Origin of the sequence: Janthinobacterium salmonicoloratum (genome assembly GCF_051380845.1) — a bacterium.
GTDB classification, from domain to species: Bacteria; Pseudomonadota; Gammaproteobacteria; order Burkholderiales; family Burkholderiaceae_D; genus Janthinobacterium; species Janthinobacterium lividum_F.
In genome coordinates this window covers 247,849-265,533 of the sequence record NZ_JBNYXV010000004.1, presented here as the reverse complement: position 1 = coordinate 265,533, position 17,685 = coordinate 247,849, and the positions used below count along the sequence as shown (strand labels likewise).

Genomic DNA, 17,685 nt, shown 5'->3' with positions numbered 1-17,685 from the left:
GGGGGAGTGTCATAATGGCCCAGGCATTTTCGCCCAGGTATGGAGTAAATGATGAGCAAGGCACAGGACAGCAAGAAGGAAGCCAAGAAGGAACCGGCCAAGAGCATGAAGGAAAAGAAGGAAGCCAAGAAGGTCAAGAAAGAAGAGCGCAAGCGCTGATCATGCGCGTGCGTCGTTCATTGATGCGCCCGTGGCGTGCGCCGGCCCTGCTGGCGGCGTTCGCCCTGCTGGCCTTCGGTGTACCCGTGTCCGGCGTGCTGGCGCAGCAAAAGGCACCACCGTCCACGTTCGGGCAAGTGGTGGGCAATGCGGTGCTGTGCATCGACCAGATCGACAACAAGGCCTTCTATGCCTATTTGCTGACGGCCTTCGGCCCCGCCTACAAGCATGAAGGGGGCGCCTACTGGTTCCGCACGGACGCCACCTTGTGGGGCGCGCCGATTACCGACGTGATCGTCAGCGACGATACCAGTCCCCTCGTCTTCATGGGCGTGGTGGCCGATTCGACGCCGGAAAAACTGGAACCGGCCATCCGCGGCGCCTCGGGCCTGCGTTTCAATAAGCTCGACAATTCCGCCTTTCCTGTCCGTGGTTCCGTGCCTGGCAGTAAAATCGTCTACTTCCGCAGCAAGGCGAAAGTGTATTGCGCCAAATACAAGCCGTTGCCGCCCGCCCGCACCCGATGAGGGGTTCGGCTTGCCGCCGCGCATTTTGATCGTTTCATCCGCAGGGTCTCCATGTACACGCATTATTTCCAGCTCAAGCAATCGCCGTTCTCGATCGCCCCCGATCCGCGCTACCTGTTCATGAGCGAACGCCACCGCGAAGCGCTGGCGCACCTGCTGTATGGCGTGGGCAGCGGCGGCGGCTTCGTGCTGCTGACGGGAGAAATCGGCGCCGGCAAGACCACCGTGTGCCGCTGCTTCATGGAACAGATTCCGGAAAATTGCCAGCTGGCCTATATCTTCAATCCGAAGTTGTCCGTCGAGGAATTGCTGCTGTCGATCTGCGAGGAATTCCGCATCGCCCTGGCGCCCGGCGTGGCCAGCGTGAAGGGCTATGTCGACGCCATCAATGCGCACCTGCTGGCCAGCCATGCGCAGGGCAAGAACAATGTGCTGATCATCGACGAAGCGCAAAACCTCTCCGCCGCCGTGCTGGAGCAATTGCGCCTGTTGACGAATCTGGAGACGAGCGAGCGCAAGCTGCTGCAGATCATACTCATCGGCCAGCCAGAATTGCGCGCCATGCTGGCCCGGCCGGAGCTCGAGCAGCTGGCGCAGCGCGTGATCGCCCGTTATCACCTGGGTTCGCTGTCGGCGGACGAGACGGCCAGCTATATCCGCCACCGCCTGGCCGTGGCGGGCAGCACGGCGCAGACGCCGTTCGCCCCCCGTTTGATGGCGCAGATCCATGCCATGAGCCACGGCGTGCCGCGCCGCATCAACCTGCTGTGCGACCGCGCGCTGCTGGGCGCCTACGTGGAAAACCAGCCGCAGGTGACGCGCCAGATACTGCGCCGTGCCGCCGAGGAAGTGTTTGCGGAAGAGGGGAAACCGACTGCCGGACGGGGCCTGCGCTGGCCGCACGTGGCGGCCGGCGTGCTGGCTGGCGCCGTGGTCACGGCCGCGCTGGCCTGGCATTTCATGCCGCGCCCATCCTCTGCGCCCGCTGTATCTGCCTTGGCCGCCTCGCAGCCGGCCGCGTCCGCCGTGGTGGCTGCCGCCGCATCCGCCCCCGCGCCGGTGAGCGTGCCGGACCGCAATGCCGTGCTGCGCCAGCTGGCCGCCCTGTGGGGCGAGCAGTTGCCGGCCGGCGACGCTTGCCAGGCGGGCGCCCGCGCCGGCTTGCGTTGCCTGCACAGCAGGGGCGGCATCGCCGAGCTGCGCGTACTGGACCGTCCTGCCATGCTGGCCTTGCGCGATGGGCAAGGGGTAGAACAGCTGGCGCTGCTCACGCGCGTGCAAGACGAGAACGCCACGCTGATGCTGGGCGGTAAGCAGCAAAGCCTGCCGCTGGCCCAGCTGGCGCAGCGCAGCGATGGCAGTTTCACGACTTTCTGGCGCGCCCCGCGCAGCTGGCGCGACGAAGTGCCGCTGGGTGCCCGTGGCGCCGACGTGGACTGGCTGGCGCAGCGCCTGGCGCAGCAGCAGGGCTTGCCGCCGCCGGCCGGCAATCTGCCGCTCGATGCTGAGATGCAAGGCCTGCTGCGCGCTTTCCAGCAGCGCCAGAACCTGCGGGCCGATGGCCTGGCGGGCCCGAAAACGTATATACGCCTGATGCAACTGGGTGACAACTCGGAGCCGCGTCTGAGCAGCGCAGCTCCTGCCGTGGTAGCGCCCGCTGCGACGGCGATGGTGGCGGGGAAATAAGATGTCCTACATACTTGAAGCACTGAAAAAATCGCAAGCCGAGCGCCAACTGGGCGAGTTGCCGTCGATCCACGCACCGCAAGTGCAGCTGCACGATGCCGCAGCGTCCGGCGCGGCGCGGCGCGCGCCCGTCTGGCTGGCGCTGGGCGGCGTGGCTGTGGCCGTGGCTGCCGCACTGCTGCTATGGCAGCCTTGGCAAGCGGGTGCGGCTGCACCTGCACCTGCACCTGTGGCCGCTGCTGTCCCTGTTGTGCTGGCCCAGGCTGTGCCCGCGCCGCTGCCGGTAGTCGTCCCGCCAGCCGCGCCCGCGCCTGTGGCAGCCCCCGTCCCGCAAGTCACGCCCGTGCCGCCGGCGGCCACCGCCGCGCCCGTGCACCATGCCAGGCCCGTACCGGAACCGAAGCAGGAGTCGCCAGGCCAGGCCACGCCGCCCGTCCCCGTGCCGGCGCCGGCCGCGCCCGCGCCCGCGCTGGCAGCCGAAGAGGCCGTGCCGGGCATGCGCGACTTGCCCGAGCCGATACAGCGGCAAATTCCCGCTATCGCCATCGGCGGCTATATCTATTCGAAGAATCCGGCCGACCGCCTGCTGCTGATCGACAAGGTCTTGCGCCACGAAGGCGAGGAATTGGCGCCCGGTCTGGTGCTGGAAAAGTTGCAGCCGAAGGCAGCCATCTTCAGTTTCAAGGGCTACCGCTACCGCGTGCCGTATTGAGTTGTTGCGCATCAAGGCCGGGCCGCCATAGCTGAACCATACTGGCCAGGCCTGGTCGAACCAGGATCGCTGCGCCCGTGTGCGCGGCCGGGGAGGTCCGATGATTGCTGCCGCAGATGCTGGCGAGGATGTGCTTGATGCGCATGGCTTGGGAAACCTGGCGCGCATCGAGCATATCGTCGTGCTGATGATGGAAAACCGTTCCTTTGACCACATGCTCGGCTACCTGAGCCTGGAAGGCGGGCGCGCCGACATCGACGGCTTGCAGGTCAGCCATGCCAACCTGCATGGGGGCGTGGCCTACCCCGTGCACCATTTGCGGCGCACGGCCTTCGGCCCGCAGCAAGATCCGTCGCATACGGGCCTGTCGGTGGCGCAGCAATTGCAAAACAACAATGGCGGCTTCGTCGACGACTATGCGCAAACGCATCCGGGCGACCCCGACATCAACCTGGTGATGGGTTACTATAATGCGGCCGACTTGCCCATGTACGATTTCCTGGCGCAGCAGTTCTGCGTCTGCGACCGCTGCTACAGTTCCGTGCCGGGCGCCACCTGGCCCAACCGCCTGTATGCGGTCAGCGGCAAGGCGGCCGGCAGCCGAGACAGCAAGCGCGTGCCCTTGTATGCGAACAAGTCCTTCGTGCGGCACCTCGAGCGGGCCCAGGTCAGCTGGAAATTTTATTCCGCCTGGAAGCCCTGGAGCCTGGCCCTGACGGACGACCATTACCGCTCGTCCGAGCTGTACGAACCGTTCGGTTCCAGCGCGCGCCGTTATGGCTTCATCGGCGATGCGCTGGCGGGCACCTTGCCCTCGGTCAGCTGGATCGATCCGCATTTTTTTGAGAATGACGACCATCCGCCGGCCGATATCCGCGCCGGCCAGGCGCTGGTGGCGCAGGTCTACCAGGCCTTGTCGCGTGGTCCCGCCTGGGCGCGCACCTTGCTCATCCTCAGCTATGACGAACACGGCGGCTTTTTCGATCATGTGCCGCCCCCGACCGCTGTGGACGATGATCCCGCCTTCCGCCAGTACGGCGTGCGCGTGCCCATGCTGCTGGTGTCGCCGCTGATCGCGACGGGCAGCGTCAGCCACGAGGTGGTCGACCACACATCGATTATTAAAACCATCCTGCAGCGCTTTTGCCGCGCCGCCGATGGCGCCTTGCCCCAGATGGGCGCGCGCGTGGGGGCCGCCAGCGGCCTGGGCGCCGTGCTGACTCTGGCGCAGCCGCGCGCGGCGCCCGCCGTGCCCGCCGCTGTGCTGGCGCAGCGCGCCGCCTGGGAAGCGGAGGTGCGGGCACAGGATTTCGCCCCGCTGGCACCTGCCTGCCAGCCTGATGGCGAGCTGGCCGCCGCTGCCGCCGCACCCTTCCAGTCCGATGCGGAGGCAGGCGCGATCGCTGCCCATCGGCAATCGGCGCGCACGGCCAGGAATGCGCAAGCGGTGAATGGCAAGGCAGCGAGCAAGGCAGCGGGCAAAACGGCGGGCACGACAGCGCCGAAGCCGGCGGGCAGGCGCCGGCGGAAGGGCGGCAAGCCTGCGCCCTTTGGCGACCCGAATGGCGGAAAATCCACAGGCGCTTGATCTGCGCAATGAGTTTGGCAATGAGCTGGGCAATGCGCGTCGCCGGCGCCAGGCGCTGGGCCGGTGGGGCTGCGTATAATCATTCCTTCTCAATCAAGGAGTGACCATGCACGATGCGATGCCCGCACACCCTGTACTCGGTGTGATCGGCCGTTCCGGTAGCGGCAAGACGACCCTGCTGGAGTTTGTGGTGAAGGAACTGGCGGCGCGCGGATTGCGCGTCAACCTGGTCAAGCACAGCCACCATGACCTGGCGCTGGAGCCACCGCAAAAAGACAGCGCCCGCCTGCGCCTGGCCGGAGCGGCGGAAGTGCTGGTGGCGTCGCCGTACCGCTTTGCCATCGTACATGAGCTGCGTGGCGCGCCCGAGCCGAGCCTGGCGCAGCAATTGGCTCGCATGGGGCCGGCAGACCTGACCCTGGTCGAAGGTTTCAAGACGGACCCCATTGCCAAGCTGGAAGTGTTCCGCCCGGAAGTGGGGCAGGCGCCCCTGTATCCGCATGACCCGCATGTGATCGCCGTCGCCTCGGACAGCCCGGCGCCGGCCGATTTGCGTGCGGGCGTGCAATGGCTGGACTTGAATGCGCGCGAGCACGTGCTGGCCTGGCTGCTGCAAAGACTGGAAAAATAAGCTAAAGGTTTTCCGGCGGCATCCGTTAACAAGGGTAGAACCTCATTGGAGAAACGTATGGACGTCGGAAGCATTGCTCAACTGTCAACCACGATGGCGGAGACAGGCACGCGGCAAGCCGTCGGTTTGACTGTCCTGAAAAAAGCCCAGGATATTCAAAGCTCGACTGCCACAGCCTTGCTGGCAGCCCTGCCACCGATACAGGCGGCGCCTAGCCTGCCTGCTCACCTCGGTAACCGCATCAACACGACAGCCTGAGCGCAGTCCCGCGGCGCCAGTCCGGCGCTCGCCACCGCCATGCCCACACCACCGTCATCGACGGTGGAGAGTGGGTGTCTGTCTTCTATCTCCCTTCCTGCCTCTATCAAATTGACTAATTGACCATGGTTCGCCATGGCGCGGCCGATTCAGTAAAATGATGGCCGTTACCTCGCGTTGCCCATGGCGCAGCCCGGGGCGTGCCATTACTTTGACCCATGCAAGAGGAATCCCCATGAACAAACGTCAAGCTCTCATCGCCGCCGCCCTCGCGGGCATCTGCGCCGGCACCACAGTCAACGCGGCCGCGCACGATGGTCCCGCTCCTGGCGACAAGGAAAAATGCTACGGTGTGGCCAAGGCAGGGCAGAACGATTGCGCCTCGTCCGATGGCGCGCATTCCTGCGCGGGCCAGGCCGAGGCGGACAATCTGCCCACGGAATGGACCTATGTTGCCAAGGGCACGTGCGAACAGGCGGGCGGCTCCGTCAAGCCCATCAAGGCCGGCAAGGCGGCAAAACCGGCTACGCAGCCGTAAACGTCCGCGACCTTCCCATGCCGCCGCCCATCCAGGCGCTTGCCGGCGTCGGCCTGCGCGCCGCGCACTACCGCGACTTCCTGGCGCGCCGGCCCAAGGTGGGCTGGCTGGAAGTGCATACCGAAAATTATCTGCAGCCTTCGGGCTGGGATAGTCATGTGCTGCAGGCACTGCGCCAGGATTACCCGCTCAGCCTGCATGGCGTGGGCCTGGGCCTGGGTTCTGCGCGCGGCTTTTCCGAAGCCCATTTGCAGCGCGTGCGCGCCGTGGTCGAGCGCACCGAGCCGGCCCTCGTGTCGGAACACCTGTGCTGGGGCGCCGTGGCGCAACGGCAACTCAATGATCTGTTGCCGCTGGCCTTGAATGGCGCCGCCCTGGACTTGCTGTGCGCAAGAGTGGGGAGAGTGCAGGAGGTGCTGAAAAGGCCGATCTTGCTGGAGAATGTCTCCACTTACCTGCGCTTTGCCGACGATGCCATGAGCGAGGCGCAATTCCTGGCGGAGCTGGCGCGCCGTAGCGGCTGCGGGTTGCTGCTCGATATCAATAACCTGTATGTGAACCAGTGCAACCACGGCGAAGACGCCTTGACGGCCATGCAGTCCATCGCGCCGGGCAGCGTGGGCGAGCTGCACCTGGGCGGCCATTTGCTGACGCCGCACGCCGTGATCGACCACCATGGCGCCGCCGTGGCTGATCCTGTCTGGGACTTGTATGCGGCCGCCTTGCTGCGCTTCGGCGCCATTCCCACCCTGGTCGAATGGGATACGGATATACCGCTACTGGATATCCTGCTGGGCGAAGCGGACAAGGCGCAAGCCATGCTGGCGCGCCATGCACCGCAGGCGCCATGGCAGGGAGCGCTGCTGGCGCTGGCGCCGGCCCTTCCTGCCGATACGCTGGCGGCCGGTCAGCAAGCGTTTGCCACGGCCTTGTTTGATACTGTGGCAGTCCTGCCATCATTTGCAGGAGAGGCTGTCTCGCAGCGTTTTTCACTGTACCGCAGCAACTTGAACGCCACCTGGCGCCGCACTCTGGGCCAGGCCTACCCCGTCGTGCTGGCGCTCGTGGGCGAGGATTTCTTTGGCGGCCTGGCGCGCGCGTACGGCCGCCAGTATCCGTCAGATAGCGCCGATTTGAACCAGTTTGGCGCCCGTTTCGCCGATTTTCTCGCTGCGTTCCCGCCCGTGGCCGAGTTGCCCTACCTGCCAGACATGGCGCGCCTGGAATGGGCCGTGCACCTGGCCCATTACGCGCCCGATGCGCAGGGCCTGGCGCCCGAGTCGCTGGCAGGCTTGCCTCCCGATCAACTGGAAGCGCGCCATTTTGCCTTGCATCCCGCTTGCGCCTTGCTGGCATCAAACTGGCAGGCGGCGGCCCTGTGGCAGGCACATCAGGAGGGGGATGGACAGAGTAAAGGGCAGGGGGCGTTTCCGCAGGATATGCAGGTGGCTAGCTACGCACTGGTGTGCCGGCCGCGCTGGAAGGCGCAGGTGCTGGTCGTGGATGGGGCGGCGCATGCGGCCTTGCTGGCCTTGCAGCAGGGCCAGACGTTTGGCGCGGCGCTCGATGCGGCATTCGAGCTGGCTCCGGCATTTGACCTGGCCGGATACTTGCGCCAGTGGCTGGCGCATGCGGTGCTGGCAGCATAATGGTCTACTCGAAGGCCCGCAGCAGGCGCGCTTCGCCCGTCTGATCGCGGTACAGGGCATTCGCGGCCAGGGTGGCGTCCATCATGCGCGTGACTTGCTCTTCTTCAAAGCGCGCGAGTTCGGCAGTGGCCGCGACGAGGGCCAGTTCCAGTCTGGCGCGCGCGCTCTGGTACAGGCTGCTGGTGTATTTGTCTGTGTTACGCAGCAATTCTTCCGCGTTTTCTATGACCTGGCGCAAGTCGCCGATCAGGCGTTCCTGGCTACGCGTACCTTGTTCGGGCTGGTCCATGGCGCTTCCCTTCTGCAATCGATATTTATCTGACAATAACGACATGTTTGCAGCCTGATCCAGGCAGCCGGGCTGGCAGAGTGCTGGCTGGACGCATGGGGCTGCTTTCGCACCCCCATGCAGGGGTCAGACCGGGGCGACGACCGTGATACGGATATCGCCCACGCTGACGACCTGGCCGGCGCGGATCTTGGCGGTCTTGCGCAATTCCTTCTTGCCATCGACCTTCACCACGCCGCTATCGACCATGACCTTGCCTGCGCCACCGCTGTCGCACAGGCCGACCAGCTTCAATAGCTGGTTCAGCTCGACAAACTCGGATGTTAAATCAAAGCTTACTTTTTGCATTGTATCCCTTATTGCAATGATGTGTTTTAAACACTTGGTGACGGCATCAACTAAGGTCATAGTTTACATGAAGCGAGGGAGAATGCAGGCTGAGCCTTAACTTTTGTTGGGCCGCGTCATCTCCAATGGCACGATCCACGCACTGAATTGCTCTTCCGTCACGAAGCCCAGGGCCAGTGCAGCTTCCTTCAAGGTCGTGCCTTCGTGCTGGGCCTGCTTGGCGATTTGCGCCGCCTTGTCGTAGCCGATGTGCGGCGCCAGCGCCGTGACCAGCATCAATGAGCGTTCCATCAGTTCGGCGATGCGTACACGGTTCGGCGCGATGCCATGCGCGCAATGCGCGTCGAAGCTGCGCATGCCGTCGCCCAGCAGGCGCGCACTTTGCAGGAAGTTATGCGCAATCAAGGGCTTGAAGACGTTCAACTCGAAATTGCCCGAGGCGCCGCCCACCGTGATGGCGACATCGTTGCCAAACACCTGGCAGCACAGCATGGTCAGCGCTTCGCACTGGGTAGGATTGACCTTGCCCGGCATGATGGAGCTGCCCGGCTCGTTTTCAGGAATGGTGATTTCACCGAGGCCGGAACGGGGGCCGGACGCCATCCAGCGCACGTCGTTGGCGATTTTCATCAGCGCTGTGGCCAGGGTTTTCAGCGCGCCATGGGCGGCCACCAGCGCATCGTGGGCGGCCAGGGCGGCAAACTTGTTGCTGGCTGTCTCAAACGGCTGGCCCGTCAGGCGCGCTAGTTCCGCGGCGATGCGGTCCGCAAATTCCACGTGGGCATTCAAACCCGTACCGACGGCCGTGCCGCCGGCGGCCAGCTGCAGCAGCGGCGGCAACGATGCCGTGATGATGTGCTCGGCGAAGTCCAGCTGCGCCACGTAGCCGGAAAACTCCTGGCCCAGGGTCAGTGGCGTCGCGTCCTGCAAATGGGTGCGGCCGATCTTGACGATGTCGGCAAATTCCGTGGCCTTGGCGTCCAGGGTGGCGCGCAACTGGCGCAGCGGCGGCAAGACCGTGTTGGCGACGGCCAGCGCGGCCGCCACGTGGATGGCGGTCGGAAAAATGTCGTTCGAGGACTGGCCCAGGTTGACGTCGTCATTCGGGTGCAGCAGGCGCTCGGCGCCCCGCAAGCCGCCGATCAGCTCGGAACCGCGGTTGGCCAGCACTTCATTCATGTTCATATTGCTTTGCGTGCCAGAGCCCGTCTGCCAGACGGCCAGCGGGAATTCCCCGTTGTGCTTGCCGGCCAGTACTTCGTCTGCTGCCTGCGTGATGGCGATGGCCTTCTTGCCGTCCAACAGACCCAGGTCCAGGTTGACGTGGGCGGCCGCGCGCTTGACGGTGGCCAGGGCGGCGATCAGTTCGGGCGGCATCTTTTCCGTGGAGATATGGAAGTGCTCGAGCGAGCGCTGCGTTTGCGCTCCCCAAAGCCGGTCGGCGGGTACGTCGATCGGGCCGAAACTGTCGCGTTCGATTCTGCTACTCATGACATCCCTTTCATCGATGGAGGTGGATCGAGTGTACTCCAGACGTCAAAAAGGCACAGGATGATGCTGTATTGCATCATTTTTGCCGTAGCCCATCTATATTTTTGCGATTTCCTGCCGTTAAAGACAGGCGAGTTCCCCTTATTTATCTTGTTATCAAAGCGATCAGTCCATGCAGAGCAGCATCTTTCCCCGTTGGTCCCTGATCGCGTGCGCCGCCGCCAGCCTGGCCTTGCCGCCCGTCATGGCGGCCGAACTGGGTGAGATGGCGGTGCTGTCGCACGTGGGCCAGCCCTTGCTGGCCGAGATCGAACTGACGGCCCTGGCGCCCGAGGAAGCCAACGGCGTGGCCGTGCGCCTGGCCTCGCCCGATGTGTACCGCGGTGGCGGCATCGGCATGGATCCGGCCCTGCAGACCTTGACGATCAGCCCGCTGGAACGTGGTGGACGCCACTATGTGCGCGTGAGCACCCGGCAAGCGATCCAGGGTGGCCACGTGCATTTGTATTTGTTATTGGGCAATGGCAGTGGCGCCATCGTGCGCCTGGGCACCTTGTGGCTGACGCCGGCGCCACCCGCTGCCATCAGCGCGCCAGTCAGGCCTGTCTCCCCTGTTGCCGCGCCTGTGCCCGCGCCGCTGCCGTTTCCACGTGCTGTGTCGGGCGCAGCGTCGCCCGATGCCGCCGCGCTGGCGGCCCGCGCCCGCGCCGAGGGCCTGGTGCGGCCGGCGCGCGTGTTCGTACCACCGCCCGCCACACCCACGCCGGCTGCCCCCGCGCTGCGCCCGCCGCCGTTGCGCCGCGCCGCCGCCCCCGTGGCCGCTTGCGCGCCGCAGGCGGATGCCGGGCAGACGGCAGCGTGCGTGGCATTGGACGAGAAAAACGCTGCCTTGAATGACAAGCTCGGTGAATTGGAAGGGAAGATCGGCGCCTTGCAAAAGGCGCTGGCGCTGCCTGCCGTTCCTCCTGCTGCGGCGCTTGCCGTAGCGCAAGCGCCGCATGCCAAGCCCAAGCCCCTGATGCCGCCAATAGTTGACAAGGAAAAGAAAGCGGGCGGCAACGGCTTGCTGTGGCTCGGTATCTGCACCCTGATCTTCCTGTTGCTGACGGCGGTCATCGTGTATGCCGTGCGCAAACGCAAGCAAGCGGCGCAGCCGGGCACGCCATCGAAATATTGGGTCTTGCTGCGCAAGTCATTCGGTCGCAAGAAGAAGGACGTGCCAGTGCTGACGGAAACGGTGGAGGAGGCGGTGGCCGAGCCGGAAGCGGAGCCGTTCTCGCGTTAACGCTGCCGCAAGGTCGCACTAAAATTTGATATAAAAAAAGATATTGAAAGAGACGGGAAAGTGCCTGTCTATCGTGTTAGCTATTTTTCAAAGATGGTGATATGATTAATTCAGTGGACTTGCTCTACGACAAAACAGCCCCAGCCTGTCGCAGTCACCAACGATAGTGTGGCGCGGCAAACAGGTGTAGCGTTGCATAAACGCCTGGGCCTGGAAGCGGTTTGCGATGCCGACGATGTGCTCGCGAACGCCGGATGCAACCGGCAGCGAGGCGACGCCAGGAGATACCTGGGGCTCGCCTTCCAAATTCCCCCTCCTTGCTTTCCGGGCGCCGCAGATACCGCGCTTCCTGATACGGCGACAGACGTAAAAAAAGCACCCGCAGGTGCTTTTGTTGTTTCTGGCGTTGCAAGCTTGCTTGTTTACATGCGGGCGCGCGAACCCTGCATCCCGTTCGACAGCTGCGTCATCCACGGTTCCGTGATGGTGCGTATTTCGCGGTCATTGGCCAGGATTTGCTTGAGTAAGTCAATCTTGCGCTGGCGTGAGGCGCCAGCCAGGGCCGGTACCTTGCCCGTCATGGTCGGGCTGGCGGCGCTGGCGCACTGGTTTTCCAGGGTATTCAAGCCATCCCAGTCGCTCGAGCGTGCGGCCACGACCATTTTGTTGGTCATTCCTGCAATATTTTCATACATCGAGAGAACGTCGTTGGAGGTCATGAGCACACCCGTAACTAGTGAATGGATTACCGCTTGTCTAGATTAACGGCGGCCAGAACGGGAACTTGAGGGTTTTTTTGAAAAAAAATGAAAATAATTTAGATGATTGCTTGTATGCCGCCGGAATCGCCTGCCAAGCCGCATACCCGCTGGCGTCGCGGTGACAGAGGGATGTGTTGCGGCGCCTCAAAACGCGTTATGATTTTGCACACTACTGTCGTCACTTTGCCTGAAAGGATCACCATGCGCGTTGTCACTGCTGCCGCTTCCTCTTTCCCTGCTCCCTGGCGCATGCGCGCCATGGCGCTGGCCCTGTCCGGCATCGCGCTGGCCGGCGGCGTCGTCCACGCACATGGCCAGGAGGCGGTCGCCAGTCCTGCCGCCGCGATGGCGGCGCCCAAGGCTGTCTTGCCCGGCGACGATTTTTATGATTTCGTCAATGGCGACTGGCTGCGCGGCACGGAGATCCCCGCCGACCGCAGCAGCTGGGGCTCGTTCGCCATCCTCGCCAACTCTACCAACGAGCGCATCATCGCCCTCGTGGAAGGCTTGGCGGCGGCGCCACAGGCGGATGCGTCCGCGCGCCAGGTCAGCGATTTTTACCGTTCCTGGATGGATGAATCTGCTATCGAAGCGAAAGGCTGGGCACCGATCAAGCCTTTGTTGACAAAGATTAATGGCATACGCGACCAGGCAGGGCTGGCCCGCGCGTTGGGCGAGAGCTTGCGCGCCGATGTCGATCCGCTCAACGCCACCAATTTTTATACGGAAAACCTGTTCGGCCTGTGGGTGGCGCAAGACTTGAACGACACCACGCGCAACGTGGCCTACCTGTTGCAAGGCGGACTGGGTTTGCCCGACCGCGCCTTTTACCAGGGCGACAGCGCCCGCATGCAGGGCTTGCGCACGGGCTACCAGGCGCATATCGCCGCCATGCTCAAGCAAGCTGGCTACAGCGATGCGCCGGCCCGCGCCGCGCGCGTGTTTGCGCTGGAGCAGCAAATTGCCGCGAGTCACGCCAGCCGCGAGGATTCTGCCGATGTCGCCAAGGGCAACAACGCGTGGCGCGCCGCCGACTTCGCCAGCAAGGCGCCGGGCCTGGACTGGAAAGCTTTCTTCCAGGCGGCCGGCCTGGGCAAGCAGGCGGATTTCATCGTCTGGCATCCGACGGCCATGACGGGCAGCGCCGCGCTGGTGGCGAGCGTGCCGTTGGCCACGTGGAAAGATTTCCTCGCCTTCCACGCGATCAACCATTTCAGCACCACCTTGCCGAAGGCAGCCGCCGACCAGCGCTTCGCCTTCTATGGCAGCACCCTGAGCGGCACGCCGCAGCAGTCGCTGCGCAGCAAGCGCGCGCTGGCCGCGACGAATGCGGCGCTGAGCGACGCCGTCGGCAAGCTGTACGTGGAACGCTATTTCCCGTCTGAATCGAAAGCCCGCGTACAGGACATGGTGACGAATATCGTCGCCGCCTTCTCGCGCCGCATCGACAAGCTGGACTGGATGGCGCCGGCCACCAAGGCGCAGGCGCAGGAAAAACTCAAGACCCTGTACGTGGGCGTGGGCTATCCGGAGCGCTGGACCAGCTATGCGGGTTTGCGCGTGGTGCGCGGTGACGCGCTGGGCAATGTGCAGCGGGCGGAACAGTTTCACTATCGCCAGGAGCTGGCCAAGCTGAGCCAGTCTCCCGACCGCAAGGACTGGGCCATGCCGGCACAGCTGGTCAATGCCGTCAACTTGCCGCTGCAAAATGCGCTGAACTTCCCCGCCGCCATCTTGCAGCCGCCGTTTTTCGACCCGCAAGCATCCGATGCGGCCAACTATGGCGGCATCGGCGCCACCATCGGCCACGAGATCAGCCACAGCTTCGATGACCAGGGCGCACAGTTCGACGCCCAGGGCAAGCTGCGCGACTGGTGGACGCCAGCCGATCTGGCACATTTCCAGTCGGCATCCAAGCAATTGGTGGCGCAGTTCGCAGCCTACAAGCCGTTTCCCGACCTGGCCGTGAATGGCCAGCTGACCCTGAGCGAAAATCTGGCCGACCTGGCCGGCGTGGCGGCCGCGCATGACGCGTTCACCCTGTCGCAGCAAGGCAAGCCGGTGCAGGCGGGCGCGGATCGCGATTTCTTCACGGGCTACGGCGTCAGCTGGCGCAGCAAGGCGCGCGACGCGGCGGCGCGCCAGCAAATCCTCACGGATGGCCATGCGCCGGCGCAATATCGCGCCGCCACCGTGCGCAACCTCGACGCCTGGTACCCGGCCTTCGGCGTCAAGCCGGGGCAGCAGTTGTATCTGACACCGGAACAGCGCGTGCGCGTCTGGTAAGGGTGCTGACGCTGCCGGCCGGGGAGCCGGTCGGCAGCGTAAAATGCGCCCATCGATGACAGGAGCGCCATGAAGCCGACCCCACCGCAAGATCCGCAAGACCCCATCCACGCGATCACCGGGCGCACCCTGGCCCATTACGACGCCAGCGCCGAGCAGTTTTTCGAAGGCACGCGCGATCACGACGTCAGCCAGAACATCAATGCGCTGATGAAAGCCATCGACAGGCCGGCACCGCTGGCGATCCTCGACCTTGGTTGCGGCCCGGGCCGCGATCTGAAAGCGTTCACGGCCATGGGGCACCACGCCACGGGCGTCGATGGCTGCCCCCGTTTCGTCGAGATGGCGCGCGCCTACAGCGGCTGCACAGTATGGGAGCAGGATTTCGTCGACCTCGATTTACCGGCTGGGCACTTTGACGGCGTGTTCGCCAATGCCGTGCTGTTCCACGTGCCCAGCGCCGTCTTGCCTGGCGTGCTGCGTGCTTTGTACGCGTGCCTGAAGGAAGGCGGCGTACTGTTCAGCTCAAATCCGCGCGGCCACAACCAGGAGGGCTGGAATGGCGCGCGCTATGGCAGCTATCACGACGAAGAGACGTGGGCCGCGTTTGTGCAGGCGGCCGGCTTTACCCTGGTCGAGCAGTACTACCGTCCGCCCGGCTTGCCGCGCGCGCAGCAGCCGTGGCTGGCGACCGTCTGGCGCAAACACGGCTGATTGGCGTATGTTGGATGAATTTGAGCATGTGTTAGGAACCGTACAGAGCCTTTGATACTCCTTGCGTACTATGGACACATCGACACGCAGCAAGCAGTTTGCAACAGCGTGTGAGCCGCAGTACCGGCCCTTCGGGTGCCGGACTACAGAGGTACCAACTACAGTGAGGATCCATCATGAACAAAGATCAAGTCGAAGGTAAACTGAAGGAAGTCGGCGGTAAAATCCAGGAAGCCGCTGGCAAAGTCGTCGGCAGCGAAGAACAGCAAGCCAAGGGCCTGGCAAACCAGGTCGAAGGCAAAGTGCAGAAGAAGGTTGGCGATGTGAAAGACGCAGTCGAGACCGTCACTCGCAAACCGTAAATCTGGCAGCAAGAATGAAAAAACCGCCGCCTGTCGCAAGACAGGCGGCGGTTTTTATTTGTAGTGGCGCTTTACTTCGCTACGCCCAGGTTTTGCTTGAAGAACATTTCAATTTTCTTGTACACGTGGCGCTGGCCCGCGCGCGACGAGATGCCGTGCTTGGCGCCCGGATACGTCATCAGGTCGAATTGCACGCCGCGGTTGACGAGGGCGTCGATCAGGCGCGTGCTATTGCTGAACAACACGTTATCGTCGGCCATGCCGTGCACCAGCAGCAGCGGCGACTTCAAGCCGTTGAGGTGGGCGAACACGGTGCTGGCCTTGTAGCCATCCACGTTTTCCTTCGGCATGCCGAGGAATTGCTCCGTGTAGTGGGTGTCGTACAGCGACCAGTCGGTGACGGGCGCCACCGAGACGCCCATGGCGATCTTGTCGGAGGCTGCCGACAGCAAACGCAGGGTCATGAAGCCGCCGTAGCTCCAGCCGAACACGCCGATGCGTTTAGGATCGACGAAGCTTTGCTTGCCCAGCCAGTCGATGCCGACCAGTTGATCGGCCACTTCGGCTGCGCCCAAGTTGTGATAGATGGCGTCCGTGAACGCGCGTTCGCGGCGCGACGAACCACGGTTATCGAGGCGGAAGACGACAAAGCCTTGCTGCGCCATGTACTGGTCGAAGTTGTTGCCCCAGCGGCGCGCCACGTGCTGCGAGTGCGGGCCGCCATACGTCGACAGGTAGACGGGGTAGCGTTTTGCCGCGTCGAAGTTCGACGGTTTGACGATGGAGTAATACAGCGTCTGGCCATCGTTGGCTTTCAGGGTGCCGTATTCCGTCGGCAGGTGATCCGATTTGTATTTGGCGTACGGGTGGCTGGCGTTCAGTGCATTTTCTTCCAGCCAGCCCACCATCGAACCGTCCGGACGGTGGATGCTTACTTGCGGCGGCGTGGCGGGATCGGAGTACGTGTCGACAAACACTTCGCCATTGCGCGAGAACGTCGTGTCGTGCCAGCCGTCGGCTTTCGTCACGCGCTGCGGTTTGTCGGCCGTGCTGCCATCCAGCGCCAGGGCGTAGGTTTGCTTGTCGATGACGGCGTCGCGGTTCGACGAGACGAACACCTTGCCCGTTTTCTGGTTCACGGCCAGCACGCTGTCGATGCCCCACTCGCCCGATGTGACCGGGTGCAGCAGCTTGCCGCTCATACCGTACAAATACAGATGGTTGCGGCCCGTGCGCTCGGACGACCAGAGGAAGGTGCCGTTCGACAGGAAGCGCAGGTCGTCATGGATGCTGACCCAGGTTTTCGACGTTTCCGTCAGCAGGGTGCGCTGCGCCAGCGTGGCTGCATCGACGGCGACCAAGTCGAGGGTCTTCTGGTCGCGCGACTGGCGCTGGTAGACGAGCGACTTGCTGTCCGAGCTCCAGTCGGCGCGCACCAGGTAGATGTCCGGATTCGTGCCCAGGTCCACCTGGCGCTGCGCGCCCGTTTCCGGTGAGACGATCAGCAGCTGCACCAGCACGTTCGGGTCGCCGGCGGCCGGGTAGCGCTGCTCGACGACGTCCGTGCGGTCGGCGAAGATTTCGAAGCGGCGCACGACGGGCACGGGCGCTTCGTCATAGCGTTTATAGGCGATGGCGGAATCGTCGGGGGCCCAGTAGTAGCCGGTGCGCTGGCCCATTTCTTCCTGCGCCACGAATTCGGCTTCACCGTTGCGGATGGTGCCCTTGCCATCGGTCGTCAGCTGGCGTTCCTGGCCCGATTTCAGGTCGATCACGTAGATGTTCTGGTCGCGCACGAACGAGACGTAGCGGCCTTTCGGCGAGATTTTCGGATCCAGCACATTGCCCTTGGCGACCAGGCGCGCCTTGTCCGGGTGCGCCGCGTCGACCAGGTACAGATTGCCGGCCAGCGGCACCAGCAACTGCTTGCCATCGGGCGACCAGCTGTAGCTGAGAATGCCGTTCAGGCTGGCCGTGCGTTCGCGTTCGCGGCGCGCCTGCTCTTCGGGCGAAATCGTTTCATTCGGTACCAGCGCCTTGGAGTCGACCAGGCGGTGCGTGCTCTTGTCTTTCAGCTTGAATTCCCACAGGTCGAGCTGGAACTGGTTGTCGGCGCGGCCGCGCAGGAACGTGACGCGCTCGCCGTCAGGCGAGACCTTCAGGTAGCGCACGCCGGGGCCGGCCAGCGCCGGATCGGCATGGATGCGTTCCAGGGACAGCTTTTCAGCCGATGCGGGAACGCTGGCCATCGCGGCCAGAAAACAAAGAATAAAACGCATGGATGTCTCGGTGATTGTAAAAGGATGGTCAAGAAAAATGCTTGACAGCAAACGATACCAGAGCAAGACATTTAATGCGATAGGGTCAGCCACGGAATAATCCGGCAATTGCCTTCTTTACT

General features: G+C 63.8%; 17 protein-coding genes. 12 read left to right on the top strand and 5 right to left on the bottom strand.

The features are described from left to right. Nucleotides 1-161: 161 nt before the first annotated feature. The 8 genes from ACQ4WY_RS20840 (at nucleotide 162) to bufB (ending at nucleotide 7,748) form a co-directional block, all read left to right on the top strand. Nucleotides 162-686, top strand: a complete 525-nt coding sequence (locus ACQ4WY_RS20840) for a hypothetical protein (RefSeq protein WP_436505683.1) — start codon at nucleotides 162-164, stop codon at nucleotides 684-686. A 51-nt stretch (nucleotides 687-737) separates the two neighbouring features. Next, a complete protein-coding gene (locus tag ACQ4WY_RS20835) occupies nucleotides 738-2,372 on the top strand; it encodes an ExeA family protein (protein ID WP_436505682.1) in 1,635 nt (544 codons plus the stop codon). 1 nt (nucleotide 2,373) lies between these two features. Then, nucleotides 2,374-3,084 (top strand): general secretion pathway protein GspB, encoded by a 711-nt coding sequence (locus ACQ4WY_RS20830; protein WP_436505681.1) that lies wholly within the window; start codon nucleotides 2,374-2,376, stop codon nucleotides 3,082-3,084. Nucleotides 3,085-3,184: 100 nt separating this feature from the next. Beyond that, a complete protein-coding gene (locus ACQ4WY_RS20825; protein ID WP_436505680.1) occupies nucleotides 3,185-4,672 on the top strand; it encodes an alkaline phosphatase family protein in 1,488 nt (495 codons plus the stop codon). 106 nt (nucleotides 4,673-4,778) lie between these two features. Then, nucleotides 4,779-5,303: a molybdopterin-guanine dinucleotide biosynthesis protein B gene (gene mobB, locus ACQ4WY_RS20820; RefSeq protein ID WP_436505679.1), complete on the top strand. Its 525-nt coding sequence runs from the start codon at nucleotides 4,779-4,781 to the stop codon at nucleotides 5,301-5,303. Nucleotides 5,304-5,360: 57 nt separating this feature from the next. Further along, nucleotides 5,361-5,561, top strand: coding sequence for a YjfB family protein (locus tag ACQ4WY_RS20815; protein WP_034759798.1), 201 nt, complete (start codon nucleotides 5,361-5,363; stop codon nucleotides 5,559-5,561). A 235-nt stretch (nucleotides 5,562-5,796) separates the two neighbouring features. Continuing rightward, on the top strand, nucleotides 5,797-6,099 hold the full coding sequence (locus ACQ4WY_RS20810; protein ID WP_131690123.1) for a BufA1 family periplasmic bufferin-type metallophore: 303 nt from the start codon (nucleotides 5,797-5,799) through the stop codon (nucleotides 6,097-6,099). 17 nt (nucleotides 6,100-6,116) lie between these two features. Then, nucleotides 6,117-7,748, top strand: coding sequence for an MNIO family bufferin maturase (bufB, locus tag ACQ4WY_RS20805; RefSeq protein ID WP_436505678.1), 1,632 nt, complete (start codon nucleotides 6,117-6,119; stop codon nucleotides 7,746-7,748). 4 nt (nucleotides 7,749-7,752) lie between these two features. On the opposite strand, the gene ACQ4WY_RS20800 is transcribed toward bufB, so the two are convergent. The 3 genes from ACQ4WY_RS20800 to fumC form a co-directional block, all read right to left on the bottom strand. Then, nucleotides 7,753-8,037, bottom strand: a complete 285-nt coding sequence (locus ACQ4WY_RS20800; protein WP_035825472.1) for a hypothetical protein — start codon at nucleotides 8,035-8,037, stop codon at nucleotides 7,753-7,755. Nucleotides 8,038-8,163: 126 nt separating this feature from the next. Then, entirely contained in the window at nucleotides 8,164-8,385 is a 222-nt protein-coding gene (locus ACQ4WY_RS20795) for an RNA-binding S4 domain-containing protein (protein WP_035825476.1), read from the bottom strand. A 96-nt stretch (nucleotides 8,386-8,481) separates the two neighbouring features. Further along, nucleotides 8,482-9,876, bottom strand: a complete 1,395-nt coding sequence (gene fumC / locus ACQ4WY_RS20790) for a class II fumarate hydratase (RefSeq protein WP_436505676.1) — start codon at nucleotides 9,874-9,876, stop codon at nucleotides 8,482-8,484. Nucleotides 9,877-10,048: 172 nt separating this feature from the next. Between fumC and ACQ4WY_RS20785 the strand changes: the two genes are divergently transcribed. Beyond that, nucleotides 10,049-11,161 (top strand): type IV pilus assembly protein FimV, encoded by a 1,113-nt coding sequence (locus ACQ4WY_RS20785; RefSeq protein WP_436505675.1) that lies wholly within the window; start codon nucleotides 10,049-10,051, stop codon nucleotides 11,159-11,161. Between the two features lie 422 nt (nucleotides 11,162-11,583). On the opposite strand, the gene ACQ4WY_RS20780 is transcribed toward ACQ4WY_RS20785, so the two are convergent. Next, complete coding sequence (locus ACQ4WY_RS20780; protein ID WP_495542784.1) at nucleotides 11,584-11,856, bottom strand: flagellar protein FliT; 273 nt, start codon at nucleotides 11,854-11,856, stop codon at nucleotides 11,584-11,586. A gap of 267 nt (nucleotides 11,857-12,123) precedes the next feature. Between ACQ4WY_RS20780 and ACQ4WY_RS20775 the strand changes: the two genes are divergently transcribed. The 3 genes from ACQ4WY_RS20775 to ACQ4WY_RS20765 all read left to right on the top strand — a co-directional run bounded on the left by ACQ4WY_RS20775 (nucleotide 12,124) and on the right by ACQ4WY_RS20765 (nucleotide 15,284). Continuing rightward, nucleotides 12,124-14,208, top strand: coding sequence for a M13 family metallopeptidase (locus ACQ4WY_RS20775; RefSeq protein ID WP_436505673.1), 2,085 nt, complete (start codon nucleotides 12,124-12,126; stop codon nucleotides 14,206-14,208). A 69-nt stretch (nucleotides 14,209-14,277) separates the two neighbouring features. After that, nucleotides 14,278-14,922 (top strand): class I SAM-dependent methyltransferase, encoded by a 645-nt coding sequence (locus ACQ4WY_RS20770; RefSeq protein ID WP_436505672.1) that lies wholly within the window; start codon nucleotides 14,278-14,280, stop codon nucleotides 14,920-14,922. Between the two features lie 176 nt (nucleotides 14,923-15,098). Further along, nucleotides 15,099-15,284 (top strand): CsbD family protein, encoded by a 186-nt coding sequence (locus ACQ4WY_RS20765; protein WP_034759763.1) that lies wholly within the window; start codon nucleotides 15,099-15,101, stop codon nucleotides 15,282-15,284. Between the two features lie 71 nt (nucleotides 15,285-15,355). On the opposite strand, the gene ACQ4WY_RS20760 is transcribed toward ACQ4WY_RS20765, so the two are convergent. Next, a complete protein-coding gene (locus tag ACQ4WY_RS20760) occupies nucleotides 15,356-17,563 on the bottom strand; it encodes a S9 family peptidase (RefSeq protein ID WP_436505670.1) in 2,208 nt (735 codons plus the stop codon). Nucleotides 17,564-17,685: the final 122 nt, after the last annotated feature.